Origin of the sequence: Streptomyces sp. NPDC002055 (genome assembly GCF_040296705.1) — a bacterium.
Lineage (GTDB): Bacteria > Actinomycetota > Actinomycetes > Streptomycetales > Streptomycetaceae > Streptomyces.
The window spans coordinates 1-24788 of record NZ_JBEOXS010000075.1; the positions used below are offsets into that span (position 1 = coordinate 1).

The following is a 24788-nucleotide window of genomic DNA, read 5'->3' on the forward strand; positions in this document are numbered from 1 at the left end:
GTGGACGCGACAACTGCTGTGGACGCGACATCCGCCCCTGAACTGCTGCCCGAGCCGCGCCCGGCTGCGCCCGCCGTGTCGTCCCGGCCGCCCGGCCCGCCCCGCACCGCGGGTCTACGCTCTGCGCCATGTCGGCCGGGGCCACGGACTGCACCCGCACCGAGTACCTGGCCCTCCCCGTAGCCGCGGTTCTGCTGGTGCTGGCTCTCGCTGCCGCCACGCTGTGGGAGCGGCCCGCCCCCTACGGCGACCGGCTCACCCTCCACCCCGCCGCGGCCGCCGCGCCCGGCCCGCCCCAGCAGCCGGTGCTGCGCATGACGGACCGGGCCGTGGAGGCCCGCGACCCGGTGAGCGGGGCGCGCCGGTGGACGTACGCCCGGTCCGGCCGCCGCCCGGTCACCGTACGGACCGTGCCCGGCCACTCCTTCACCCTCTGGAACGACGGCATGGTCACCGACACGGGGCCCACCGCGGTCCGCTGGCACCGGAGCGTCCCCGGCGCCACCAACCCGCTCACCGACCGGGTCGTCCGGCGCGCCGGGGCCGTGCTGCGCCCCCTCGGGCCCGGGTGGCACCTGCTCGCGGTGCTGACCCCGCGGCGCGTCACCGCCTACCGGAGCGCCGACGGCGATCTCCGCTGGGTGCTGCCCGCCCGCCCCGGCTGCTCCTTCGCGCCGCGCCGGACGGTCCGCCGCGGCGCCGCGCTGCTGATCGCCCAGCCCTGCACCCGGCCCCGCGGGAGCGCCGACCCGCCGTGGACGGCCGAGCTGGTCGCGGTCGACGGCACCGACACGGCGCCGACGCTCCCCGGCGGCCCGCCCCGGGCCCGAGGGGCCCTTGCACCCTGAGCGCGGCGAGCGGGGCAGGGCCCGTCAGGCGGGCGGGGCAGTGCCTGTCAGGCAAGCGGGGCAGAGCCCGTCACAGGGGACCGGAGCAGGGGGGACGGGGCTCCGCGGAAATGACATTGCGCCGCCCCGCTAGACTGGCCCGCATGGCAATTCTCCTTGTGCATTAGACGGCGTCGCCCGACTTCGCCCGTCCGTCCCGACGCCCGAAACCTGCCCTGGAGTTTTTCCGTGATCACCGCTTCCGGCCTTGAGCTGCGCGCAGGCGCCCGAATCCTCATCGAGTCCGCTTCCTTCCGCATCGCCCAGGGCGACCGCATCGGCCTCGTCGGCCGCAACGGAGCGGGCAAGACCACCCTCACGAAGTGCCTGGCCGGTGAGGGCATCCCGGCCGGTGGCACCATCTCGCGCTCGGGTGAGGTCGGCTATCTCCCGCAGGACCCGCGCACCGGCGACCTCGACGTCCTCGCCCGCGACCGCATCCTCTCCGCCCGTGGTCTGGACACCGTGCTGCGCAGGATGCGCGAGAACGAGCAGCGGATGTCCACCGGGCAGGGCGCCACCCGCGAAAAGGCGATGAAGAAGTACGAGCGCCTGGAGACCGAGTTCCTCACCAAGGGCGGGTACGCCGCCGAGGCCGAGGCCGCCACCATCGCCGCCAGCCTCAACCTGCCCGACCGGGTGCTGGGCCAGCCCCTGCACACCCTCTCCGGCGGCCAGCGGCGCCGTGTCGAGCTCGCCCGGATCCTCTTCTCCGACGCCGACACCCTGCTGCTCGACGAGCCGACCAACCACCTCGACGCCGACTCGATCCTCTGGCTCCGCGACTTCCTCAAGACCTACCGCGGCGGCTTCGTGGTGATCTCCCACGACATCAACCTGGTCGAGACCGTGGTCAACAAGGTGTTCTACCTGGACGCCAACCGCTCTCAGATCGACGTCTACAACATGGGCTGGAAGAAGTACCTCCAGCAGCGCGAGGACGACGAGAAGCGCCGCAAGCGCGAGCGCGCCAACGCCGAGAAGAAGGCCGCCGCGCTCAACACCCAGGCCGACAAGATGCGGGCCAAGGCGACCAAGACCGTCGCCGCGCAGAACATGGCGCGCCGCGCCGAGAAGCTGCTCGCCGGGCTGGACGAGGTGCGGCAGTCCGACAAGGTCGCCAAGCTGCGCTTCCCCGACCCGGCGCCGTGCGGCAAGACGCCGCTCACCGCCGAGGGCCTGTCGAAGTCCTACGGCTCCCTGGAGATCTTCACCGACGTCGACCTCGCCATCGACAAGGGCTCCCGTGTGGTCATCCTGGGCCTCAACGGCGCCGGAAAGACCACCCTGCTGCGGCTGCTCGGCGGCGTCGAGACCCCGGACACCGGCGCCGTCACCCCGGGCCACGGCCTCAAGCTGGGCTACTACGCCCAGGAGCACGAGACCCTGGACCCGGACCGCACCGTTCTGGAGAACATGCGCTCGTCCGCGCCGGACCTCGACCTGGTCGAGATCCGCAAGACCCTCGGGTCCTTCCTGTTCTCCGGCGACGACGTCGACAAGCCGGCGGGAGTGCTCTCCGGCGGTGAGAAGACCCGGCTCGCCCTGGCGACGCTGGTCGTCTCGTCCGCCAATGTGCTGCTGCTCGACGAGCCGACCAACAACCTCGACCCCGCCAGCCGCGAGGAGATCCTCGGCGCGCTGCGCACCTTCACCGGCGCGGTGGTGCTGGTGACCCACGACGAGGGCGCGGTCGACGCCCTCCAGCCGGAGCGCATCATTCTGCTGCCCGACGGCGTCGAGGACCTGTGGGGCCCGGACTACGCGGACCTCGTCGCCCTGGCCTGACCGGCGGCCCCGGCCGGGGCCGCCGCCCGGCCTTCCGGGGCGGCTCCCGGCCCGCCCGTCGCGCTTCTGGATCATTCGGCCGACGGGTGATCCATCATCTGGGTGAGCCCGGTTCGTACTCCGGCGCGCCTTCCTCGCGGGGCCGGAAATTCGTGGTCCCTACAACAGCCGGCCGGTGCGCGCCACGAACTGTGGCATACGTAACACCGCTGACCTGCCCCTTCGTCGATGACTGCGGACAGTGACGGCCGTTCGATCGTTCGGAACCCTGCATTCCGGACGCCTCGATGCGGGCTCGGGCAGGAAACGATGTGGCACAGACCTTGCCGAATGGGTGGCCAGGAAGCCCGCTAGGGGTGATCATGAGAGTCACAGAGCGCACTTCCCATGAGGAGGCACGGGTGGCCGAGACTCTGAAGAAGGGCAGCCGGGTGACCGGTTCCGCGCGCGAGAAGCTCGCGGCTGACCTGAAGAAGAAGTACGACTCCGGTGCGAGCATCCGGGCGCTGGCCGAGGAGACGGGCCGTTCCTACGGATTCGTTCACCGGATGCTCAGCGAGTCCGGCGTGACCCTCCGTGGTCGCGGCGGAGCCACACGAGGTAAGAAGGCCACTTCGGCCTGACGAGGCACCCCCGGCAGGAGTGGTGGTGACCACCCGGTCGATCGCGCGGTCGCCCGGGTGGTTACTGTGCAGTAATCGCAGCTTCCCGGGACGGTACCGACCCGGGAGGGCTGGTTGACTGCGCCCACCCGGAGGCACCTCATGACCCTGCTGGACAAGGACGGCGTACGGCTCACCGTGGACGACGCGGCACAGGTCGCCACGGTCACCCTCGCCCGTCCCGACAAGCGCAACGCCCAGTCGCCCGCTCTCTGGCGGGCCCTCACCGAGGCCGGGCGTCTGCTGCCGGGCACCGTCCGGGTGGTCGTGCTGCGCGGAGAGGGCAAGTCCTTCTCGGCCGGGCTCGACCGCCAGGCGTTCACCCCCGAGGGCTTCGACGGCGAGCCCTCGTTCATCGACCTGGCGCGCGGCTCCGACACGGAGCTCGACGACACCATCGCCGAGTACCAGGAGGCGTTCACCTGGTGGCGGCGGAACGACATCGTCACCGTCGCCGCGGTGCAGGGGCACGCCATCGGTGCGGGCTTCCAGCTCGCCCTCGCCTGTGACCTCCGGGTCTGCGCGGAGGACGTGCAGTTCGCCATGCGCGAGACCAGCCTCGGGCTCGTCCCCGACCTCACCGGCACGCATCCGCTCGTCTCCCTGGTCGGCTACGCCCGCGCGCTGGAGATCTGCGCCACCGGCCGGTTCGTCCAGGCCGCCGAGGCGGAGCGGACGGGCCTGGCCAACCTGGTCGTTCCGGCCGGCGAGCTCGACGGCGCCGTCGCGGACCTGGCGGCCGCGCTGCTGGCCGCACCGCGCGACGCGGTGATCGAGACCAAGGCGCTCCTGCGGGGCGCGGGCGAGCGGACGTACGAGGAGCAGCGCCGGGCCGAGCGGGCGGCGCAGGCGCGCCGGCTCCGCGACCTGGCGGGCATCGCCGAGTAGGCCCGGCGCGGGTGGCGCCGCCGGGTGCTGCTGGACGACCGGGGCGTCGCCCTGGCGGCCGGTGCCGGACCAACGGTGCGGGGGAGCGGCCGGCGGCGGCCTGCGTGGGGGATCGCCGTCAGAAATGAGGTGGCCGGCGGCCCGGTCCCGGCTCGACGGCCGTGATGACGACCGCCACCCTGACCGGCCCCGGCGACTCCAGTGCCGCCGCGATCGTCACCGCCGTACGCACCGCACGGGCGATGTCCAGCGTCCGGTGGTCGGCGGAGACCGCCAACTGCACCTGGACATGGCGCTGTTCGGGGTGGGTCCGGTCCTCGACCCGCACCGCGGGCCCGGCCAGGGCCGCGGCGAGCCGGATCACCCCGGGCACCGCGCAGGCGGCCGCGGTGACGTCGCCCCACCGCTCCGGCGACCGGGGCGTCGTCGCCGAAGGGGCCGGTGCCCCGGATTCGGCGGCCTCCGGCGGACCGGCCGGCTGCGGAGCGTCCGTCGGCCGCGGTGCTCCCGCCGTCCGAGCCGATTCCGGTTCGTGCCCTGCCGGAGCCTCCGGGGTGCTCGCGCCCGGCCGCCCGGCCGAGGGTTCCGCTTCCGTCGTGCCGGGGCCGGTCCGGAGGCCACCGGGGGTGGCGGACGGCTCGTCCAGCAGATCGGTGGCGCGCAGGTCCGCCTCGGTCACGGTCAGCCCCAGCCGGTCCTCCGCCGCGGTGAGCAGGGCCTCGCGGGCTCGCGTCGCCGCCTCGTGGAGCGGCAGCCGCATCGCGGCCGCGAAATCCGCCTCGATGTGCAGCGGTCCGGGGGGCAGTGCGCTGGGCGGGGGAGGGGCCATCGGCGCCTCCGCCGAAGCCGGGTCCACCAGGGAGATGCGCAGCCGGCCGAGCCGGACCCCCTCCACCGGGTCGACCGCCTGTCGCAGCACGTCCGCCGCGGCGCGCTCCGTGATCCACGCGCCGTCCCGTGGCCCGCCGAGCGGGAGCAGCCGGCCCAGGCCGAGCTGTTGCCGGACCGCGTGGATCCAGCCGTCCGCCGTCATCGTCGCTCACCTCCATCCCTCTGCTGTGTAACAGCCTGCCGCACGCGCGACGGGACGGCCGGGTGCGCCATCCGTCGGACAGCCCTTGTCCCACGCCTGCCACAACCCTGGAGCGAAACCGGACAATTACCCATAGTGTGGGCGGCGGAGCGGGATGCCGCTTCTTCCTCCCCCTCGGAAGGTGACCGGCGATGTCCGATGCCCCTCAGCGGAACCGGCCCGAGACGACCACGACCGAGACCGTCGAGCCCCGGCGTGCCCCGGGGGCCGGGCGCGGCGGGGGAGACCCGGCGTCGCGCGGCAGGACCACCATCGCCGACGGGGTGGTCGAGAAGATCGCGGGCCTCGCCGCCCGGGACGTCGTCGGGGTGCACGCGATGGGCAGCGGCATCTCCCGCACCTTCGGCGCCGTCCGGGAACGCGTACCGGGGGCCGGGAAGTCGGTCACCCGCGGCGTCAAGGCCGAGGTCGGCGAGGTGCAGACGGCGCTGGACCTGGAGATCGTCGTCGACTACGGCGTCTCCATCACGGACGTGGCCCGTGCCGTACGGGAGAACGTGATCTCCGCGGTCGAGCGCATGACCGGCCTCGACGTGGTGGAGGTGAACATCGCGGTGAGCGATGTGAAGCTGCCCGACGAGGAGGACGAGGACGAGGAGCAGCCGCGGATTCAGTGAGGGACGCGCAGTCAGTGAGGGCCGCGCAGTCAGTGAGAGGTGGCCGCCGAGCGGCAGCCACCCGTACAGCAGCGGGCCGCGAGCGGACCGCGAGCGCAAGGAGCGGACGATGAACATGGCCGCAGTCGGCTTGATCGCCGGGATGGCGCTGGGCTTCGCCGGGTACTTCGGCGGATTCGGCGCCTTCCTGCTGGTGGCCGCGCTGGGAGCGGTCGGGCTCGTGGCCGGGCGGTTCCTGGACGGAGACCTCGAGCCCGGGGACTTCTTCCGGCCGCGCGAACGCGAACAGCGGCGGCGGTGAGCGCGGGTGGCGAACGGGGCCGCCGCGGGACCGGGGCCGGAACGCGACAGACCGGAACGAGACAGATCTGAACGGGCGGCGGGCGCGGGCGAGCCGCCGGTGCCGCCCGGCGCGCGCGGCGCGACCCGGGTCGCCGACCGGGTCGTGGCCAAGATCGCCTCGCAGGCCGCGCTGGAGGTGCTGCGCACGGCGCCCGAGGCCCACCGGGTGCCGACCGGCCGCGGGGCCCATGCCACCGTCTCGGTGCGCGCCGCCACCCAGCACGAGGACGTGCGCGGCCCGCTGGGCGAAGCGCGGGTACGGCTCGCCGTGGAGCTCGGCTACCCCTGCGACATCGGCGCGGAGTGCCGCGCCGTCCGCCGCTCGGTCGCCCAACGCGTACGGGCCCTGGCCGGCATGCACGTTCCCGAGGTCTCCGTGACCGTCGAACGGCTGCACTCCGCCCACACCGCCCGGGCGGACGGGGAGCGGGTCCAATGACCGAGGACGACGCACGCGAGGAGCGGACCACCCGGCGGCTGCCGACCGTCGGACCCGAGGCCTCCCCGGGGACGGGCGAACACGCCGCCGCCCCCGGGGGTTCGGGCGCCGGGGATGCGGGTCCCGGGGGGTCACGTCCCGGCGATTCGGGGCCTGGGGGTTCGGGGCCTGGGGGTTCGGGCCCTGGGGATTCGGGTCCCGGGGGTTCGGGCCCTGAGGGTTCGGGCGCCGAGCAGTCCGGATCCGGCGTGACGGACGAGGGTGGCGGCGACGCGGGGCGGAACAAGCGCTTCTGGTCCGCGCGGCGGGTGCCGGCCGGTGTCGTCGCGCTCCTCGCGGTCGCCGGGGTGGCGCTGACCCTGTACGACGTGGTCGCCGTCCGGGCGGGCCGGTCCGCGATGGCCTGGCGCCGTGAGCTCGCCGACCAGCTCGCCGAACGGCCGCTGGACAACTCCTGGATGATCGGCGGCGCGGCCGTCGCGATGGCCGTGGGGGTCTGGCTGCTCGTGCTGGCCCTCACCCCGGGGCTGCGCGCCCTGCTGCCGATGCGGCGCCCGGCCGGCGTTCCCGGAGCGGAACACGTCCGGGCCGGGCTCTACCGGAACGCCGCCGCGCTCGTGCTGCGCGACCGGGTCATGGAGGTGCCCGGGGTGCAGTCGGTGCGGGCCGCCGTCGGCCGCCGCCGGATCACGATCCGGGCCCGCGCGCACTTCCGGGAGCTGGACGAGGTACGGAAGGACGTGGACGCGGCGACGGCGGACGGTCTGCGGGAGCTGGGCCTGGCCCGCCGGCCCGCCCTGTCCGTGCACGTACGGCGCGCGGCGAAGAGGTGACGTGACGCATGCTCAGGAAAGTCAACCGGATGCTGCTGGGGCTCGCCGGACTCGCGCTGTTCGCCCTGGGCGGCGCGGTGCTCGTCGGCGCACTGGACCTGCCCCGGCACTGGGGCTTCACCCTGCCCGGCTGGTGGCCCTTCCGAGGGCCCGACGACGTGGTGCTCAGCGCGGCGGGGCGGACCCGCTACAAGGACGACGGCTGGTGGTGGCCGGTCGTCTTCGCGGTCCTGGGTGTGCTGCTCGTGCTGACGCTGTGGTGGCTGCTGGCGCAGCTGCGGAAGCGCCGGCTCGGCGAGACGCTCGTGGACAGCGGGGACGGGGAGGGGGCGCTACTGCGGGGGCGGGCGCTGGAAGCCGCCGTTTCGGCCGAGGCCGAGGCCATGGACGGCGTGTCCCGGGTGGACGTCCGGCTGACGGGGCGCCATCGCACCGCGCCGGAGGCGCAGGTGGGCATGGTGCTGGAGCCCCATGCGGGGCCGGCGGAGGCGGTGGGGCGGCTGACGGGCGATGCGTTGGGGCATGCGCGGGAGGCGGCGGGGTTGGCGGTGCTGCCGGCGGAGGTGCGGGTGACGGCTGTGCGGCACGGGGCGGAGCGGGTGCTTTAGCGCTGCGCGGCGCGCTTGGGGGTCTTGCGGTTCGTTTGTGCGGGCGTTGGTTGTGTGGGTGCGGGTGTGTGGTGGGTTTCGGGGGGGGGGGCCCGGGGGGGGGGGTTCCGGAACGTATATTTACGGCCCTGGGGGCCACAAATACACGGAAGTTTCCGGAACCCCCCACCCCTGCGCCTCCACCCCCTTGCGTTCACCCAGCCGCCCTGCGGCCCCGCGCTCTTGCGTCCGGACCACCCGCCCGGTGCCCCCACCCCCTTGCGTCCACCCGGCCCTGCGGTCCCACTCTTTGGCGTCCGGCCACTGGGTCGGTGGCACCGCGAGTCCGTGCTCACCTCGCTCTGTGGCCAGAGCCCCTCCCGCGTGAGTGTCCCGTGACCGTTGGAGCTCGGTGTGGTCAGAAGCCGTGGCGGGAGCCGCCGTCGACCGGGAGCATGATGCCGGTCACGTAGGACGCCGCGGGGGACAGGAGGAAGGCCGCGGTCCTGCCGAATTCCTCGGGGTGGCCGTAGCGGCGGAGGGGGATGCCCGCCGAGGTGCGGGTGCGGGCGGCGTCCGCGTCGCCGGAGAGGGCGTCGAGCTCGCGGACCCGGTCCGTGTCGATGCGGCCCGGGAGCAGGCCGACGACGCGGATGCCGCGGGGGCCGAGTTCGACGGAGAGGGACTTGGCGAAGCCCGCGAGGCCCGGGCGGAGGCCGTTGGAGATCGTCAGGCCGGGGATCGGCTCGTGCACCGAGCCGGAGAGGACGAAGCCGATCACGCCGCCCTCGGGCAGCTCGGCCGCGGCCGTGCGGGCCAGGCGGACCGCGCCGAGGAAGACCGATTCGAAGGCCGCCTGCCACTGCTCGTCGGTGTTGTCCGTGCCCAGACCGGGCGGCGGGCCGCCGACGCTGATCAGGATGCCGTCGAAGCGGCCGAAACGGGCCCGGGCCGTGGCGATGAGCCGTTCGGGCGTCCCGGCGTCGGCGTTGTCGGCGGTGATGGCCGCGGCGTTCGGCCCCAGCTCGGCGGCGGCGGCCGTGACGGCCTCCTCGTCCCGGCTGCTCAGCACCACCTTGGCGCCGTCGGAGACGAGTTCCCGTGCGGTGGCCAGCCCGAGGCCCCGGCTGGCGCCGGTGACCACGTACACCCGGTCCTTCAGTTCAAGATCCATGGCCTCATGGTGTCCTATCGCTCCCGGAGAGGGCGAGCGCCGTGTTCACCAGACCGACATGGCTGAACGCCTGCGGGAAGTTGCCGAGCTGGCGCCGTGCCGCCGGGTCCCACTCCTCGGCCAGCAGCCCCACGTCGTTGCGGAGGGACAGCAGCTCCTCGAAGAGGTCCCGGGCCTCCTTGGTGCGGCCGGTGGCGCACAGCGCGTCCGCCAGCCAGAACGAGCAGGCGAGGAAGGCGCCCTCGTCGCCCGGGAGGCCGTCCACGTGGTCCGGGGTGTAGCGGCGGACGAAGCCGCCGTGGTCCAGTTCGCGGCGCACCGCGTCGACCGTGCCCACCACCCGGGGGTCGGACGGCGGGAGGAACCCCACCTGGGGGATGAGCAGGGTCGCGGCGTCCAGTTCGGTGGAGCCGTAGGACTGGGTGAAGGTGTTCCGGTCGGCGTCGTAGCCGTGCCGGCACACCTCGCGGTGGACGGTGTCCCGCATGGCGCGCCAGCGGTCCACGTCGCCCCCGAGCTCCGGGGACTGTTCGAGGGTGCGGACGGCCCGGTCGGCGGCGACCCAGGCCATGACCTTGGAGTGGACGAAGTGCCGTCGCGGCCCGCGGACCTCCCACAGGCCCTCGTCCGGCTCGCGCCACTGGGTCTCCAGGAAGTCCATCAGCGCCCGCTGGAGATTCCAGGAGTGCTCCTCCTGGGGGAGGCCCCGCTCGCGGGAGAGGAAGAGGGAGTCCAGCACCTCGCCGTAGATGTCGAGCTGGAGCTGTTCCACGGCGGCGTTGCCGATCCGCACCGGGAACGAGGCCTCGTAGCCTGGGAGCCAGGGGACCTCGAACTCCGTCAGCCGCCGCTCGCCGGTCAGCCCGTACATGATCTGCAGGTCCGCGGGGTCACCGGCGACGGCCCGCAGCAGCCAGTCGCGCCAGGCCGCCGCCTCGTCCAGATAGCCGCTGGAGACCAGGGCGTTCAGGGTGAGCGTGGCGTCGCGCAGCCAGCAGAAGCGGTAGTCCCAGTTGCGCACCCCGCCGATCTCCTCCGGCAGGGAGGTGCTCGCGGCGGCCACGATGCCGCCGCTCGGGGCGTAGGTGAGGGCCTTGAGGGTGATCAGCGAGCGCATCACCGCATCCCGCCAGGGGCCGTCGTAGCTGCACCGGGCCGACCACTTCTCCCAGTCCGCGACGCTGGACTCCAGCGCGGCGAACGGGTCGATCCGGTGGGGCTGCGGCTCGTGCGAGGGATGCCAGGTGAGGACCACCGCGACGCGCTCGCCCGCGGAGACCGTGAACTCGGCGAAGGTGGCGAAGTCCTTGCCGTAGGTCGGGACGGGCGGCTCGCTGCGCAGCCAGACGGAGTCCGGGCCCGCGATCGCGATGCGGTGCCCGTTGGTGCGGCGCATCCAGGGGACGATGTTGCCGTAGTCGAAGCGCAGCCGGATCTCGCTGCGCATCTCCACCGACCCGGAGACCCCCTCGATGATCCGTACGACGTCCGGGGCCCTGTCGCGCTGCGGCATGAAGTCGGTGACCTTGACCGTGCCGGTGCCGGTCTCCCAGAAGGTGTCCAGGATCAGGGTGTCGCCGCGGTACGCGCGGTCGGTGCAGGTGCCGCCCGAGGACGGGGCGACCCGCCACTGGCCGTTGTCCTCGTCGCCCAGCAGCGCGGCGAAGCAGGCCGCCGAGTCGAAGCGCGGCAGGCACAGCCAGTCCATCGAGCCGTCCCTGCCGACGAGCGCGGCGGTCTGCAGGTCGCCGATGAGGGCGTAGTCCTCGATCTGTCCGGGCACGGTGCCGCCTTTCCCACGGTTCCGTGTTCTCCCCTGCCCGGAGCGCGCCCCGGACATTCCGGGCTGCCACCGGACGGGTTCAGGCCGGGACCGGCACCGCTTCCCGGGGCTGCTCCGCAGCCGCCAGCCGGTCCCGGCGCTCCCGGCGGACCAGCACCACCCAGCCGACCGGGACGCCCGCGGCGAACAGCCACCACTGGACGGCGTACGCCATGTGCGGCCCGATGCTGTCGTGATCCGGCTCGGGTACCTGCTCCGGCTGACGGGTGGCCTTCGGGGCGGTCTTCGTGAGCTCGACGTAGCCGCCCAGCACCGGTCGGGAGAGGGACTGGCGCCGGCTGTCGATCAGCATGACCTGGCGCGGCGGGAGGCCCGGCTTGTCCTTGATGCCGCTCTCGGCGGTGGTCTCGTCGGGCATCAGCCGGCCCGTGACGGTGACCTCGCCGGAGGGCGCGTGGGGGATCTTCGGGAAGGTGGTGAGCGGGCCGTTCGTCGGGATCCAGCCGCGGTTGACCAGCACCGCCCGGCCGTCCTTCATGATCAGCGGAGTGACGACGTAGTAGCCGATGCTCTGCTCGTCGGCGGCGGTGCGCTGGCGGACCACGACCTCGTGGCGGGTGTCGTACCGTCCGGTCGCGGTGACCGGGTGCCAGGTGTCGGCGCGGGGCACCTCATGGCCGGGCGAGGTGAGCCGGCCGACCGGTACCGGGGACGCCTCCAGGCTCCGGGCGATCTGGGCGTTCTGCCGGACCCGGTGCTCGTGGCGGTGGAACTGCCAGAAACCCAGCTCGATCATGGCAGGGATCAGGCCGAGAGCCACCAGGGTGAGAATCACCCATTGCCGGGACAACAGGAAGCGGTACACCCCACGACCGTACAACTCGGTCGTGGGGTGCAGGACGGGCGGGGGTGGGTCTTCAGACGTGATCGACGAGTCCCACCTGCCCCTCCGCACGGGCGCAGTGGGCGCCGCAGTAGAAGTGGCCGTCGGCCTCCACACCCTGGCCGATGATCGCGCACCGGCAGTGCTCGCAGACCGGGGCCATCTTGTGGATGGCGCAGGAGAAACAGTCGAAGACGTGCACCGCGCCCTGCGCGTGCACCTCGAACGTCATGCCGTAGTCGTTTCCGCATACCTCACAACGTGCCATGGGCCACAGGGTGCGGCGGCGGGGCCGCGGAGCGGGCGCGACCGGCGGGCGCGTCGCCCTGCTTCACCCGGATGACGGCGCGGGCGCCACGTCCTGGAGCAGTTGCATGAAGGCCGCCTCGTCGACCACCGGGGTGCCGAAGGAGCGGGCCTTGACCGTCTTGGACGTGGCCGCCTCGGGGTCGTTGGTCACCAGCAGGCTGGTGAGGCGGGACACACTGGTCGCGATGTGCAGCCCGGCGTCGAAGGCGCGGTCCTCCAGCAGCTCCCGGTCGACCGAGGTGTCGCCGGAGAACGCCACCCGCATGCCCTGCACGAGCGGAGCGCCCGGCTCGTACCGGCCCGGGTTGGGGTAGGGGCAGGCGGGGCGCTTGCGGCTGGGGCGCCAGCTCGTCGGACGGTACTGGTAGCCGATGGTGCGCGGGGTGTCCGACCACTCGGTGAGGGGCTGGCAGGCCAGCAGCGGCAAGCGCACCCCGCCGTCCGCGGCCAGGTGGAGGCTCGGCCGGAACGCCTCGGCCAGCACCCGCGCGTCGTCCAGCGCGTGGTGGGCGCGCTGCTGGACGACGCCGTAGTGGGCGGCCAGTGACTCCAGCTTGTGGTTGGGCAGCGGGAGGCCGAGCTCCTTGGAGAGGGAGATGGTGCACAGCCGCTGCCGGACCGGGGCCGTCCGGCCGGCCCGCGCGTACTCCCGGGCGATCATCGACCAGTCGAAGACCGCGTTGTGCGCGACCAGCACCCGGTCGGCCAGCCGCTCGGACAGGGCGTCGGCGATCTCCGGGAACAGCGGGGCGTCCGCGAGCGCCTCGCTCGTCAGACCGTGGATCCAGACCGGCCCGGGATCGCGCTCCGGATTGACCGTCGTGTACCAGTGGTCCTCGACATCGCCCCGCGCGTCCAGCCGGTAGACGGCCGCCGACACGATGCGGTCGTCCCGGGCGAGCCCCGTGGTCTCCACGTCGACCACGGCATACCCCTGCGGGTACGCGGGCGGCCACGCGGGCGCCGGCGGTCCGGGCTGCGGCGCGATGGACGGTGCGGCTGCCGTGCGGTCTTCGAGCATGGTCCCTGAGGATACGGGCCGCCGCTGACAGCTCCCGAACGCCCCGGGCGGAAGGCGTCATGGCGGCGCGGTCCGGGGCCGGTTGACCACCGGGCGGGAAGCGGAACCGCCGCACCGGGGCCCGCCGCACCCGGCCTGCGTCGGCGAGCGGAGCGAGAAGTCCGTTTCGTCCTGTGGTGACTTGGTCGAGTGGCCGTACGCGCTCCGGGGCGACGCACCGTCAAGCCGCGGCGGGGGCGGTGATGCGGAACCGCTGCGCCGGGCCCGGGCATGCCGTGGGGCCTTCCGCGCCCGGCGGGTCCGGACGGCGACGGTGCCGTGGCCGGATCCCCGCCCTCCCCGTCCGGGCTCCGGTCCGGTCCGGGCGGCGGCCGGAAGGCGCGTGGCCGGGCCTCTGTTCCGGCGCCCCGGACCGCCCTAGGGTGCGGCCATGCCGCACCTCCCCGATGTCGTGCTCTGGTCGATACCCGCCTTCGTCCTGCTCACCGCCGTCGAGATGGTGAGCCACCGGCTGCACCCCGACGAGGAGTCCGCGGGCTACGAGGCCCGGGACACCGCGACGAGCCTGACGATGGGGCTGGGCAGCCTCGCCTTCGACCTGCTCTGGAAGGTCCCGGCCGTCGCCGCCCAGATCGCCGTCCACCAACTCACCCCGCTGCGCGTCCCCGTGGTCTGGTGGACGATTCCGCTGCTCCTCCTCGCCCAGGACTTCTGCTACTACTGGGCCCACCGCGGCCACCATGTCGTCCGCGTGCTGTGGGCCTGCCATGTGGTGCACCACTCCAGCAGGAAGTACAACCTCAGCACCGCGCTCCGGCAGCCCTGGACCTCGCTCACGGTCTGGCCCTTCTATCTGCCGATGGTCGCCTGCGGGGTGCATCCGGCGGCGGTGGCGTTCTGCGCGTCCGTCAGCCTGGTGTACCAGTTCTGGATCCACACCGAGCGGATCGGCCGGCTGCCGCGGCCCGTCGAGTCCGTCTTCAACACGCCCTCCCACCACCGGGTGCACCACGCCTCCCAGGGCGGCTATCTGGACCGCAACTTCGGCGGCATCCTCATCGTGTGGGACCGGCTGTTCGGCTCCTTCACCCCGGAGACCGAACGCCCCGTCTACGGCCTCACCAAGAACATCGCCACCTACAACGTGCTGCGGGTCGCCACCCACGAGTACGTCGCCATCGCCCGTGACCTGCGCGCGGCCCGGAGCTGGAGCGAGCGGGCGGGGCGGCTCCTGCGCGGTCCGGGGTGGCAGCCGGCCGCGCGGGAGCCCGGGCCGGCGGACGGGACGGCCGCACCACCGGCCGACGTACCGGCCGACGTACCGGCCGATGGGGCGGGCGTACGGTAAGGGGCTGCACCGAACGCTTGTACAGTCCGCAAGGAGCACCACCATGCGCGCCACCGTCATTCACGCCCCGCACGACATCCGTGTGGAGGAGGTGCCCGACCCGGTGATCCAGCGGCCGGGCGACGCGGTGGTGCGGGTGCTGCTGTCCTGCATCTGCGGCAGCGACCTGTGGGCGTACCGGGGCGAGGCGGCCCGCGAGCCGGGGCAGCGCATCGGCCACGAGTTCCTGGGCGTCGTCGAGGAGACCGGCTCCGAGGTGACCGGGGTCACGCCCGGCGATCTCGTCGTGGCCCCCTTCACGTGGTCCGACGGCGTCTGCGACTACTGCACCGAGGGCCTGACCACCTCCTGCGAGCACGGCGGCTTCTGGGGCAACGCGGGCTCCGACGGCGGCCAGGGCGAGGCGGTACGGGTGCCCCACGCCAACGGGACCCTGGTGAAGCTCCCCGCCGAGGCGGCCTCCGACGAGCGGCTGCTCTCCGCGCTGCTCACCCTCTCCGACGTGCTGGGCACCGGCCATCACGCGGCCGTCGGCGCGGGCGTGCGCCCGGGTGCCACGGTCGCGGTGGTCGGCGACGGCGCCGTCGGACTCTGCGGCGTCCTGGCCGCCCGGCGGCTGGGCGCCGAGCGGATCATCGCGCTGGGCCGTCACCGGACCCGTACCGACCTGGCCCGCACCTTCGGGGCGACGGACGTCGTCGCCGAGCGCGGCGAGGCCGCGGTGGAGGCCGTGCGGGAACTGACGCGCGGCCAGGGCGCGCACTCCGTCATCGAGGCCGTCGGGACCGAGCAGTCGATGCGCACGGCGGTCGGCATCACCCGGCCCGGCGGCGCGATCGGCTACGTCGGTGCGCCGCACGGCAGCGGTACCGGCGTGGACCTGGGCGTGATGTTCGGCCGGAACATCGCCCTGCGCGGCGGCATCGCCCCGGTCCGCAGCTACATCCCCGAGCTGCTGCCGGACATCCTGGACGGCACGATCGACCCGTCCCCGGTCTTCGACCTGACGGTGGACCTGGACGGCGTGCCGGTGGGCTACAAGGCCATGGACGAGCGCACCTCCCTCAAGGTGCTGGTCCGCAACTGACCGTCCGGCAGCGGCGGACGCCCGCCGACGGACCGTCCGTGGCACCGCCTCGGCACCCGTCCACGGCGTCCCGGCACCGTCCGGAACGCCCGGCACCCGTCCACGGCGTCCCGACACCCTCCGGAACACCCGGCACCGCCGCCCCGGCACGGAGAGCGGGCGGTACCCCGAAGTGCGTGGGGCACCGCCCGCTCCCGTCGGCTCACGGGCTCAGCGACTCAGTGGCTCACTTCTGCACGGCGTCCAGGGCGTCCGCGATGCCCGCCCCGTAGAAGCCGTTGTGGCGCGTCCCGCCCTCGCACACCGCGTCGGCCGTGCCGTCGCCGTCGATGTCGTACGGCGTCGGGCAGGCGGTGTCGTCGGCCTGCTCCCGCAGCAGCGACTTGACCGTCTCCGCGGAGGCCTTCGGGTGGGTGCTCCTGATCAGCGCGGCGACGCCCGCCACGTGCGGGGAGGCCATCGAGGTGCCCGCCATGTAGCCGTAGCCGCCGCCCGGCAGCGGGCCGAGGATCAGGCCGCTGACGGCGGGCGGCGCCGGGGTCTGGTAGCGGGTGTTGTCGCCGCCGGGGGCCGCGATGTCCACCACTCCCAGGCCGTAGTTGGAGAACGACGACTTCAGGCCCTTGGCGCCGGTGGAGGCCACCGTCACCACACCGGGGAGCTGGGTGGGTATGTCCAGGCAGACCGACGGGTCGACGGTGCGGGTGCCCGGGGTGCTGTCGTTCGGGCTGGAGGTGTCGGTGAGGGAGTCCGCGGCGAGGTCGAAGTTCTCGTTGCCCGCCGCGGCGACGTTCACCGCCCCCTTGCGCTCGGCGTACCGCGTCGCCCGGGTGAGGGCCTCCACCAGCGCCTTCTGGTCCGGGTCCGTGGTGCAGTTGAAGTACCAGGGGTCGGTGTAATAGCTGTTGTTGGTCACGTCCACGCCGTGCTCCGCGGCCCACATGAAGCCGCAGACCACCGCCTCGGTGTAGAAGAAGCCGGCCTCGGTGGACACCTTGATGCCGGAGACCTTGACGCCCGGTGCGACCCCGGTCATCCCGACGCCGTTCTTCGCCGCGGCTATCTCGCCCGCCACATGGGTGCCGTGCGGGCTCTCGTGGGCCCCGGGGCGCCAGGCGCCGTCGGACGTGTCGGGCTTGCCGCTGACACAGCTGACCGAGGCCGCCCGGTCGAAGTTGGGCGCGATGTCCGGGTGGGTGTCGTCCACGCCGGTGTCGATGACCGCGACGGTCACATCGCGGCTGCCCAGCGTCTTCTCGTGCGCCTTGTCCGCCTTGATCGCGGGCAGGTCCCACTGCAGCGGCTGCATCGGGTCCTGCCCGGGGGCCGCCTGCCGGGCGGCGGCGCGGGCCTGCTCGTTGGTGAGCCGCTTCGGCTCGCCGACGGCGGTGGTGGACTGGGCGGGCAGCGGCGCGGTCCGGGTCGCCCCGGCCGACTGGACCCCCTGGACGGCGCGGATCCGCTGCGCGAAGCCGGGGTCCGCCGCGTGGGCGACGACGACCCCGATCCGGTCGTAGACCTGCACGACCGTGCCGCCCGCGCGGACGATCTCCTTCTTCACCCGGGCGATGGTGACCGCGTCCGGGCGCTGGACGTTGACGACGTAGCTGAGCGAGTCGGCCGCGGCACGGGGCGCCCGGGCGGCGGTGGTGCCGTCGGCGGGGAGCGGCGCCGCGGTGGCAGCGGCGGGCAGGAACGCGAGGGCGGTGGCCAGCGCCATCCCGGCGGGAACGGCGAGGGCGCGGCGGGAGCGGAGGGCGGAGCGCGACGTCATGGAATCTCCTGCTTCGGTCACGGAACGGGGCGTGCACAGGAAGGGAGGAGCGAGGACGAGCGTGCGGAGCGGCCCCGGCCGGGGCGAGGGGGCCGCGGCCGGGACCGCGGGCCGTGCCGCTTCGGGCGGCACGGCCCGGTGGGTCACTTCTTGACCGCGTCCAGGGCGTCGACGATGCCGAAGCCGTAGAAGCTGTTGATGTGCTTGGTCCCGACGCACTCGGCGTTGACCTTGCCGTCACCGTCCGGGTCGTACGGCGCCGTCGGGCAGCCCGGGTTGTCCGCCTGGGCCTTGAGCAGCCACTGGATCTCCTGCGGCGTCGCATCCGGGCGCTTGCTCTTGAGCAGCGCGGCGACACCGGCGACGTGCGGGCCGGCCATCGAGGTGCCCTGCAGATAGGCGTAGTCGCCGTCGGGCATCGTGGAGAGGATGCGGCCGTCCTTCGCCGGGGACTCCGGCACCTGGTACTTGTCGCCGCCCGGGCCCGCCACGTCGATCTGGTTGAGGCCGTAGTTGGAGTAGTACGACTTCAGGGCCTTCGGGCCGGTCGCGGAGACCGTCACCACACCGGGCAGCTGCGCCGGAACGTCCAGGCAGGTCGCCGGGTTGATCTTCCGCTCGGCCGGGGTGGTGTCGTTCGGGCTGCTGGTGTCCGTCAGCTCCTTGGCCGCGAGGTCCATGGCCGAGTTGCCCGCCGAGGCGACGTTGATCGCGCCCTTGCGCTGGGCGTACTTCGCGGCGCGGCCGACGGCGTCCAGGATGGCCGCCTGGTCGAGGTCGTCCTTGCAGTTGAACAGCCACGGGTCGACGTAGTAGCTGTTGTTGGTGACCTCGACGCCGTGGTCGGCCGCGAAGACGAAGGCGCAGACGACGGACTCGGCGTAGAAGAGGCTGGTCTCCGGCTCGCTGACCTTGATGGCGGAGAGCTTCACCCCCGGCGCGACACCCGTGACGCCGACGTTGTTGCGCGCGGCGGCGATCTCGCCGGCCACGTGCGTGCCGTGGTAGTCCTCGTCCGGGTTGTACGGCCGCCAGGCGCCCTTGCGGGTGTCCGGCAGGCCGCCGACGCAGTTCGCCGACTGCTTCGCGGAGAAGTTGGGGGCCAGGTCCGGGTGGGTGTCGTCGACGCCCGTGTCGATGACCGCGACGGTCACCTTCTTGCTGCCCGGGTTCACCTTGGCGGCCTTGTCCGCCTTGATGGCGGGGATGTCCCACTGCAGGGCCTCGAGCGGCTCCTTGCCCGAGGCCTTGGCGGCGCCGAGCGCGGCGGCGGAGCGCGGCTCGGCGACCTTCTCGGGCTTGCCCACGTCGGTGGTGGCGGCCGACTTCAGCGGCGCGGTGCGCGTGGCGCCCGCCGACTGGACGCCCTTGACGGTCCGCATGGTCTTGGCGAAGTCCGGGTTCGCCGAGTGGACCACGATCACGCCGATCCCGGCGTGCGTGGTGACGATCGTGCCACCGGCCTTCGTGACCGCCTTCTTCACCGCGGCGACGGTGCCGGCGTCGGTCGCGGTGTTCACCACGTACGACAGACGGGGGCCGTCCTGCGCGGCGGAGGCCGACGCGGGCGCGTCCTGCGGGGCAGCCGTGGCGGAACCGGGCAGGAAGCCGAAGGCGGCGGTCAGCGCGAGCCCGACCGGCACCGCCACGGCGACGCGCCTGCGTCTGGAGCGGGGATGAGCCATGGGTTCTCCACATCGTCGAGAAGACCCTCCGCGCGCGGATGTGCGCATGGACGGGTACATGACGACGGAAGCTAGCGCCGATCCGGTGATCTGATCAATGGATTCCGGCAAAAAGCGAGAATTCCGTAGCAGTTGGTCCGGACGGCTGAATACTTCGGTCCGGCCGGAACCGCGCCCCAGCCGCGTCACGTGCCCCCACAAGATGGGACAAATCAAGCATTTCCCCAGGAGAGCCCCAGAGTGGTACGAGACCGGCAGATGTGTGCGGGGGGCCGCGGCCGCGGAATCCACCTGCCCGGCGGCGCCGACACGACCGGGAACGACCGTGTGGCGGACCGGGGCGGCGTTCGTGCCGGGGCCGGCCGTCCGGGGGTCCGGACCGGCGTCCACGGGCGGGCCGGGGGCCGTGCGAGGGCCGGTGTCCGCACGCGGGCCGACGGTGTCCGGCTGCGCGGCGACGGCCGGCCGCGCGCGGCGCTCCGGACCGCGCCTGCTCCGTCAGCGACCTGACGGATCGGTACGCAGCGCGCGGATGCTCAGGGGCGGCAGGGCCACCCACGGTCCGTACCAGCGCCGCCGCTCCACGGGGGCGGCGCGCGGGGCGATCCGGACGGCCGTCACCGGTCCGGACAGCCGCACCATGCCGTACGGCCGGCGGGCCGGGCCGGGTGGCGGCTGGTTCGACGGATCGCTCACGCCGGGATCAACGAAGCGGAACCCGGTGGGTGTCGGCCTGATCGTCGCTCCTGCGAATTTCAACTACTGCACCCCTGTTGGATCGCGTCGACCGCGCCTAGCATGCCGAACCGGCCCGTGATCGACGTCACCCCCCACCTGCCTATCGACCGAGACCGCACCACAGGAGATCCCGTGTACACCGAACCGACCATGCCGGGAGAGGGGACATCGGGCAAAGAGCCGTACCGTGCGGTACAGGCGGGCCCGGAGTTCACGGAACTGCGCCACACCTACCGTTCCTTCGCCTTCCCGCTCACGGTGGCCTTCGTCACCTGGTACCTGCTGTACGTCCTGCTGTCCAACTACGCGGGCGGCCTGATGGGCACCAAGGTGCTCGGCAACATCAACGTCGCCCTCGTCCTCGGCGTCGCCCAGTTCGTCACCACCTTCCTCATCGCCTGGTGGTACGCGCGGCACGCGGCCACCCGGCTCGACCCCCGGGCCGAGGCCATCAAGTCCCGTCTGGAGGGCGACGCATGAGCCCGACGCTGCAGCTGGCGGCCGACGGGGCCGGTGAGCACCGCACCCTGATCATCACGCTGTTCTCGGTCTTCGTCGCCGCCACCCTGGGCATCACCGTCTGGGCCGGCCGGCAGACCAAGGACGCCACGGACTTCTACGCCGGCGGCCGCTCCTTCACCGGCTTCCAGAACGGCCTCGCCATCTCCGGCGACTACATGTCGGCCGCGTCCTTCCTGGGGATCGCGGGCGCCATCGCGCTCTCCGGTTACGACGGATTCCTCTACTCCATCGGGTTCCTCGTGGCCTGGCTGGTGGCGTTGCTGCTGGTCGCCGAGCCACTGCGGAACTCCGGGCGCTACACCATGGGCGATGTGCTCGCGTTCCGGATGCGGCAGCGGCCGGTGCGGACGGCGGCCGGGGTCTCCACCATCGTGGTGTCCATCTTCTACCTGCTGGCGCAGATGGTCGGCGCCGGTGCGCTGGTCGCCCTGCTGCTCGGCATCACCGGGGAGGCCGGCAAGAACCTGGTCGTCGTCCTGGTCGGGATCATCATGATCCTCTACGTGACGGTCGGCGGGATGAAGGGCACCACCTGGGTGCAGATCGTCAAGGCGGTCCTGCTGATCGCCGGAACCCTGCTGATCACCGTGCTGGTGCTGAGCAAGTTCGACTGGAACATCTCGCAGCTGCTCGGCGCCGCCGCGGAGAACAGCGGTAAGGGCTCCGCCTTCCTCGAACCCGGCCTGAAGTACGGCGCCACCGCCACGTCGAAGATCGACTTCATCTCGCTGGGCGTCGCCCTGGTCCTCGGCACCGCCGGGCTCCCGCACATCCTGATCCGCTTCTACACCGTGCCCAGCGCCCAGGCCGCCCGGAAGTCGGTGATCTGGGCGATCGGGATCATCGGCGGCTTCTACCTGATGACGATCGCGCTCGGCTTCGGTGCCGCGGCCCTCCTCGACCAGGAGACGATCACCAAGTCGAATCCGGCGGGCAACACCGCCGCCGTGCTGGTCGCCGAGCAGGTCGGCGGCGGCAGCGGCTCGACCGGCGGCGCCATCCTGCTCGCGGTGATCTCGGCGGTCGCGTTCGCCACCATCCTCGCGGTCGTCGCCGGACTCACCCTGGCCTCGTCCTCGTCCTTCGCCCACGACATCTACGCCAATGTCATCCGCAAGGGGCAGGCGACCGAGAAGGAGGAGGTCGGCTCGGCCCGGATCTCGGCGGTCGCGATCGGCGCCGTCGCCATCGGGCTGGGGATCTTCGCGGGCAAGCTCAACGTCGCCGGCCTGGTGGCGCTGGCCTTCGCGGTCGCGGCCTCCGCCAATCTGCCGACCCTCCTCTACAGCCTGTTCTGGAAGCGCTTCACCACCCGGGGCGCGCTGTGGTCGATCTACGGCGGCCTCTCCGTCTCCGTGCTGCTGGTGCTCTTCTCGCCAGTGGTCTCCGGCAAGGAGACCTCGATGTTCCCGGGCGTCGACTTCCACTGGTTCCCGCTGGAGAACCCCGGTCTGATCTCCATCCCGCTGGGCTTCCTGCTCGGCTGGCTGGGCTCGGTCCTCTCCAGGGAACAGCCGGACGCGGCCAAGTACGCGGAGCTGGAGGTCCGCTCCCTGACCGGAACCGGCGCGCACTGACACTCCGACGCACTGGCACTCCGACGGGCTGTGAACGGCCCCTCTCACGGAACGTGACCGGTCCCGCCTTCAACGAACTGTTGAAGATCGGACCGATCGCGTAGGCTGCAAAGACGAGGACATCCTCGTCAGGCTGGTCCGCAGCATCCGTGGGAGGGGCCGCAACCATGCTCGTCGACACTTACGGTCGGGTCGCCACCGACCTGCGTGTCTCGCTCACCGACCGGTGCAACCTGCGGTGCACCTACTGCATGCCCGAAGAGGGGCTGCAGTGGCTGGGCAAGCCGGACCTGCTCACCGACGACGAGATCGTCCGGCTGATCCGCATCGCCGTCACCACGCTCGGGGTGGACGAGGTCCGCTTCACCGGCGGCGAGCCGCTGCTGCGGCCGGGGCTCGTCGGCATCGTCGAGCGCTGCGCCGCCCTCGAACCGCGCCCCCGGATGTCCCTCACCACCAACGGCATCGGCCTCGGGCGCACCGCCCGGGCCCTGAAGGACGCCGGGCTCGACCGGGTCAACGTCTCCCTCGACACCCTGCGCCCCGAGGTCTTCCAGGCGCTGACCCGGCGCAAGCGCCATCACGATGTGCTCAGCGGCCTGGAGGCCGCCCGCGAGGCGGGCCTCACCCCCGTCAAGGTCAACTCCGTCCTGATGCCCGGCCTCAACGACGACGAGGCACCCGACCTGCTGTCCTGGGCCGTCGAGAACGGCTACGAACTGCGCTTCATCGAGCAGATGCCGCTCGACGCCCAGCACGGCTGGAAGCGCGACGGCATGATCACCGCCGCGTGGATCCTGGAGAGCCTGCGCACCCGCTTCGAGCTCACCCCCGAGGGCGAGGAGCAGCGCGGCTCCGCCCCCGCCGAACGCTGGCTGGTCGACGGCGGGCCGGCCCGGGTCGGCGTCATCGCGTCCGTCACCCGCCCCTTCTGCCGGGCCTGCGACCGCACCCGGCTCACCGCCGACGGGCAGGTCCGGACCTGCCTGTTCGCCCGGGAGGAGTCGGATCTGCGCGGCGCGCTGCGCTCCGGCGCCACGGACGAGGAGATCGCCGGGCTGTGGCGGACGGCGATGTGGGGCAAGAAGGCGGGATCGGGGCTGGACGACCCGTGGTTCCTCCAGCCGGAGCGCCCGATGTCGGCCATCGGCGGCTGAACGGCTGCCGCGCCCGACTGAACGGCTGCCGCACTCGACTGAACGGCTGCCGCATTCGACGCGGGGTCACTCGGTGCCCCGCACCCGGCGCTCCGTCACATACCGCCCTGTCACGCGGCGTTCGGCGACCCGGCGGCCCGTCATGTGGCGTCCCGTCGCGCGGCGTCCGGTCACCCGGCCTCGGGGCGCCGCTCCCACTCCTCCAGCGTCACGACCTCCTTCAGGAAGCCCCGCACCCCGAGGAACGACGACAGATGCTCGCGGTGCTCCTCGCACGCCAGCCAGGCCTTCCGGCGCTCCGGAGTGTGCAGCTTGGGGTTGTTCCAGGCCAGTACCCACACCGCGGGGACACGGCAGCCCTTGGCCGAGCAGATCGGAGAAGTGTCAGTCACACGGCCAAGCCTGCATCATCCCGGGACAGGGGCGGCGCGCGGGGGCCGAACGGCCCGGAACATGGCGACGCCGGGCAGCCACGGGGGGAGCCGCCCGGCGTCGGTCCGTCGCTCCGACGGGGGATGCGGAGCGCGTACGAAGTATGTCACGGGGGACCCTGGCGGGTGCACCCGATCCGCAGGATTGATCTGAGCTTTTCTTGAGCTTCGGCGATCCTCGCAGCTCAGCGGGGCTGCTGCGGCTCCTGGTCGCGCTCCGCACCGGAAGTCCCGGGGGCCTCGTGCGCCCCGTCCTCCTCCGTACCGCGGTTCAGCGCGGGCCGCTCGGGCGGCGGAATGAACGTCGAGGGGAGCGAAGGAGCGTTCTCCCGGCCCGCGTTGGCGATCACCACGGCAATGTACGGGAGCGCGAAGCCCAGCACCAGAGCGACGATCGCCACCGGCCGTTCCACGTTCCACAGCACGACCGCGAGCACGAACGACACGGTGCGCACCAGCATCGAGATGACGTACCGGCGCTGCCGGCCCCGTACGTCCTCGGCCAGCCCCTGACGGGCTCCCGTGATCCGGAAGACGCCGTCGCCGTGCTGCTTCCGCCTCACGTTCCACCACCTGACATCCCGTGCCGAGCCTGAAAGGTCCGGACATCTTCAACGGTACGCCGTGGCACCGTCGTCCACGCACCCGGGTCAGGCCTTTCCGGCGCGTCCCCGGTGCCGGTCCATCGGGGCGGGACACACCGGCCGGAGGGCGGGCACCGGCCGCGGCGGAGGCCCGTCCGGAGCGCCGCGCCCCCGGGGTGCGCCGCACCGCGGCCGGGCCGAGACTGGCCGTGAGGGGTGCCGGCCCGACCCGTCGGCACCTCCTGTCCGCGTCCTACCGCGCGGTGCGAGGAGGCAGCCATGGGCTGGTTGTGGGCCATCATCGTCGGACTCGTACTGGGGGTGCTGGCCAGGGCGATCCTGCCCGGCCGGCAGAACATCCCCGTCTGGCTGACCATGGTCTTCGGCATCATCGGAAGCCTCATCGGCAATGCCGTGGCCCGGGCCCTCGGTATCGGCGAGACGAGCGGCATCGACTGGGGCCGCCATCTGCTGCAGATCGCCGGAGCGGTGCTGATCGTGGCCCTGGGCACCCCGCTGTGGGCGCAGATCCGCGGCCGGAGACACACCGCCTGACCGGACGGCGGCGGGACGTGTCTG

Annotated in this window: 26 protein-coding genes; 15 read left to right on the forward strand and 11 right to left on the reverse strand. The window is 73.0% G+C overall.

Going from position 1 to position 24788, the window contains the following annotated elements:
- Positions 1-128: 128 nt before the first annotated feature.
- From ABT112_RS30705 to ABT112_RS30720, 4 genes are all read left to right on the forward strand, one after another.
- The gene (locus ABT112_RS30705; RefSeq protein WP_351515059.1) at positions 129-848 is read left to right on the forward strand and encodes a hypothetical protein; all 720 of its coding nucleotides are present in this window, start codon (positions 129-131) and stop codon (positions 846-848) included.
- A gap of 228 nt (positions 849-1076) precedes the next feature.
- On the forward strand, positions 1077-2675 hold the full coding sequence (locus ABT112_RS30710) for an ABC-F family ATP-binding cassette domain-containing protein (RefSeq protein WP_351515060.1): 1599 nt from the start codon (positions 1077-1079) through the stop codon (positions 2673-2675).
- 401 nt (positions 2676-3076) lie between these two features.
- Positions 3077-3298, forward strand: coding sequence for a helix-turn-helix domain-containing protein (locus ABT112_RS30715; protein ID WP_019709629.1), 222 nt, complete (start codon positions 3077-3079; stop codon positions 3296-3298).
- A gap of 141 nt (positions 3299-3439) precedes the next feature.
- Positions 3440-4225 carry an enoyl-CoA hydratase/isomerase family protein gene (locus tag ABT112_RS30720; protein WP_351515061.1) on the forward strand — a complete coding sequence of 262 codons (786 nt, stop codon included), beginning with the start codon at positions 3440-3442 and terminating at the stop codon, positions 4223-4225.
- Positions 4226-4343: 118 nt separating this feature from the next.
- Here ABT112_RS30720 and ABT112_RS30725 read toward each other — a convergent pair whose 3' ends face one another.
- Positions 4344-5258 (reverse strand): nucleopolyhedrovirus P10 family protein, encoded by a 915-nt coding sequence (locus ABT112_RS30725; protein ID WP_351515062.1) that lies wholly within the window; start codon positions 5256-5258, stop codon positions 4344-4346.
- A 191-nt stretch (positions 5259-5449) separates the two neighbouring features.
- Between ABT112_RS30725 and ABT112_RS30730 the strand changes: the two genes are divergently transcribed.
- From ABT112_RS30730 to amaP, 5 genes are all read left to right on the forward strand, one after another.
- Positions 5450-5935 (forward strand): Asp23/Gls24 family envelope stress response protein, encoded by a 486-nt coding sequence (locus ABT112_RS30730; RefSeq protein WP_351515063.1) that lies wholly within the window; start codon positions 5450-5452, stop codon positions 5933-5935.
- Between the two features lie 109 nt (positions 5936-6044).
- Positions 6045-6236 carry a hypothetical protein gene (locus tag ABT112_RS30735; protein WP_351515064.1) on the forward strand — a complete coding sequence of 64 codons (192 nt, stop codon included), beginning with the start codon at positions 6045-6047 and terminating at the stop codon, positions 6234-6236.
- A 99-nt stretch (positions 6237-6335) separates the two neighbouring features.
- Positions 6336-6716: an Asp23/Gls24 family envelope stress response protein gene (locus ABT112_RS30740; protein WP_351515065.1), complete on the forward strand. Its 381-nt coding sequence runs from the start codon at positions 6336-6338 to the stop codon at positions 6714-6716.
- Positions 6713-7549, forward strand: a complete 837-nt coding sequence (locus ABT112_RS30745) for a DUF6286 domain-containing protein (RefSeq protein WP_502975495.1) — start codon at positions 6713-6715, stop codon at positions 7547-7549. The genes ABT112_RS30740 and ABT112_RS30745 overlap by 4 nt, the downstream gene beginning before the upstream one ends.
- 8 nt (positions 7550-7557) lie before the next feature.
- Complete coding sequence (gene amaP, locus ABT112_RS30750) at positions 7558-8157, forward strand: alkaline shock response membrane anchor protein AmaP (protein WP_351515067.1); 600 nt, start codon at positions 7558-7560, stop codon at positions 8155-8157.
- Between the two features lie 397 nt (positions 8158-8554).
- On the opposite strand, the gene ABT112_RS30755 is transcribed toward amaP, so the two are convergent.
- The 5 genes from ABT112_RS30755 to ABT112_RS30775 form a co-directional block, all read right to left on the reverse strand.
- Positions 8555-9310 (reverse strand): SDR family oxidoreductase, encoded by a 756-nt coding sequence (locus ABT112_RS30755; RefSeq protein WP_351515068.1) that lies wholly within the window; start codon positions 9308-9310, stop codon positions 8555-8557.
- Between the two features lie 4 nt (positions 9311-9314).
- Positions 9315-11093 (reverse strand): glycoside hydrolase family 15 protein, encoded by a 1779-nt coding sequence (locus ABT112_RS30760; protein WP_351515069.1) that lies wholly within the window; start codon positions 11091-11093, stop codon positions 9315-9317.
- 79 nt (positions 11094-11172) lie between these two features.
- Entirely contained in the window at positions 11173-11958 is a 786-nt protein-coding gene (locus ABT112_RS30765; RefSeq protein ID WP_351515070.1) for an SURF1 family cytochrome oxidase biogenesis protein, read from the reverse strand.
- A gap of 52 nt (positions 11959-12010) precedes the next feature.
- Entirely contained in the window at positions 12011-12244 is a 234-nt protein-coding gene (locus tag ABT112_RS30770) for a metallothionein (RefSeq protein ID WP_351515071.1), read from the reverse strand.
- Positions 12245-12307: 63 nt separating this feature from the next.
- Entirely contained in the window at positions 12308-13306 is a 999-nt protein-coding gene (locus tag ABT112_RS30775; protein ID WP_351515072.1) for a DEDDh family exonuclease, read from the reverse strand.
- Positions 13307-13736: 430 nt separating this feature from the next.
- On the opposite strand from ABT112_RS30775, the gene ABT112_RS30780 reads away from it, so the two are divergent.
- Positions 13737-14654: a sterol desaturase family protein gene (locus tag ABT112_RS30780; RefSeq protein ID WP_351515073.1), complete on the forward strand. Its 918-nt coding sequence runs from the start codon at positions 13737-13739 to the stop codon at positions 14652-14654.
- Between the two features lie 43 nt (positions 14655-14697).
- On the forward strand, positions 14698-15741 hold the full coding sequence (locus tag ABT112_RS30785; protein ID WP_351515074.1) for a zinc-dependent alcohol dehydrogenase family protein: 1044 nt from the start codon (positions 14698-14700) through the stop codon (positions 15739-15741).
- Positions 15742-15967: 226 nt separating this feature from the next.
- Here ABT112_RS30785 and ABT112_RS30790 read toward each other — a convergent pair whose 3' ends face one another.
- The 3 genes from ABT112_RS30790 to ABT112_RS30800 form a co-directional block, all read right to left on the reverse strand.
- The gene (locus ABT112_RS30790) at positions 15968-17515 is read right to left on the reverse strand and encodes a S8 family peptidase (protein ID WP_351515075.1); all 1548 of its coding nucleotides are present in this window, start codon (positions 17513-17515) and stop codon (positions 15968-15970) included.
- Between the two features lie 143 nt (positions 17516-17658).
- Positions 17659-19200 (reverse strand): S8 family peptidase, encoded by a 1542-nt coding sequence (locus ABT112_RS30795; RefSeq protein WP_351515076.1) that lies wholly within the window; start codon positions 19198-19200, stop codon positions 17659-17661.
- A gap of 498 nt (positions 19201-19698) precedes the next feature.
- On the reverse strand, positions 19699-19896 hold the full coding sequence (locus tag ABT112_RS30800) for a hypothetical protein (protein WP_351515077.1): 198 nt from the start codon (positions 19894-19896) through the stop codon (positions 19699-19701).
- A 192-nt stretch (positions 19897-20088) separates the two neighbouring features.
- Here ABT112_RS30800 and ABT112_RS30805 point away from each other — a divergent pair, with 192 nt between their 5' ends.
- From ABT112_RS30805 to moaA, 3 genes are all read left to right on the forward strand, one after another.
- Positions 20089-20418, forward strand: a complete 330-nt coding sequence (locus ABT112_RS30805; protein WP_351515090.1) for a DUF485 domain-containing protein — start codon at positions 20089-20091, stop codon at positions 20416-20418.
- The gene (locus ABT112_RS30810; RefSeq protein ID WP_351515078.1) at positions 20415-22037 is read left to right on the forward strand and encodes a monocarboxylic acid transporter; all 1623 of its coding nucleotides are present in this window, start codon (positions 20415-20417) and stop codon (positions 22035-22037) included. Before ABT112_RS30805 ends, ABT112_RS30810 begins: the two co-directional genes overlap by 4 nt.
- A gap of 167 nt (positions 22038-22204) precedes the next feature.
- Positions 22205-23194 (forward strand): GTP 3',8-cyclase MoaA, encoded by a 990-nt coding sequence (gene moaA / locus ABT112_RS30815; RefSeq protein ID WP_351515079.1) that lies wholly within the window; start codon positions 22205-22207, stop codon positions 23192-23194.
- Positions 23195-23364: 170 nt separating this feature from the next.
- Here the strand turns inward: moaA and ABT112_RS30820 are convergent, their stop codons facing one another.
- The gene (locus tag ABT112_RS30820; RefSeq protein WP_351515080.1) at positions 23365-23586 is read right to left on the reverse strand and encodes a hypothetical protein; all 222 of its coding nucleotides are present in this window, start codon (positions 23584-23586) and stop codon (positions 23365-23367) included.
- Between the two features lie 224 nt (positions 23587-23810).
- The gene (locus ABT112_RS30825) at positions 23811-24188 is read right to left on the reverse strand and encodes a DUF3099 domain-containing protein (protein WP_351515081.1); all 378 of its coding nucleotides are present in this window, start codon (positions 24186-24188) and stop codon (positions 23811-23813) included.
- A 300-nt stretch (positions 24189-24488) separates the two neighbouring features.
- Here ABT112_RS30825 and ABT112_RS30830 point away from each other — a divergent pair, with 300 nt between their 5' ends.
- Complete coding sequence (locus tag ABT112_RS30830; protein WP_351515082.1) at positions 24489-24764, forward strand: GlsB/YeaQ/YmgE family stress response membrane protein; 276 nt, start codon at positions 24489-24491, stop codon at positions 24762-24764.
- Positions 24765-24788: the final 24 nt, after the last annotated feature.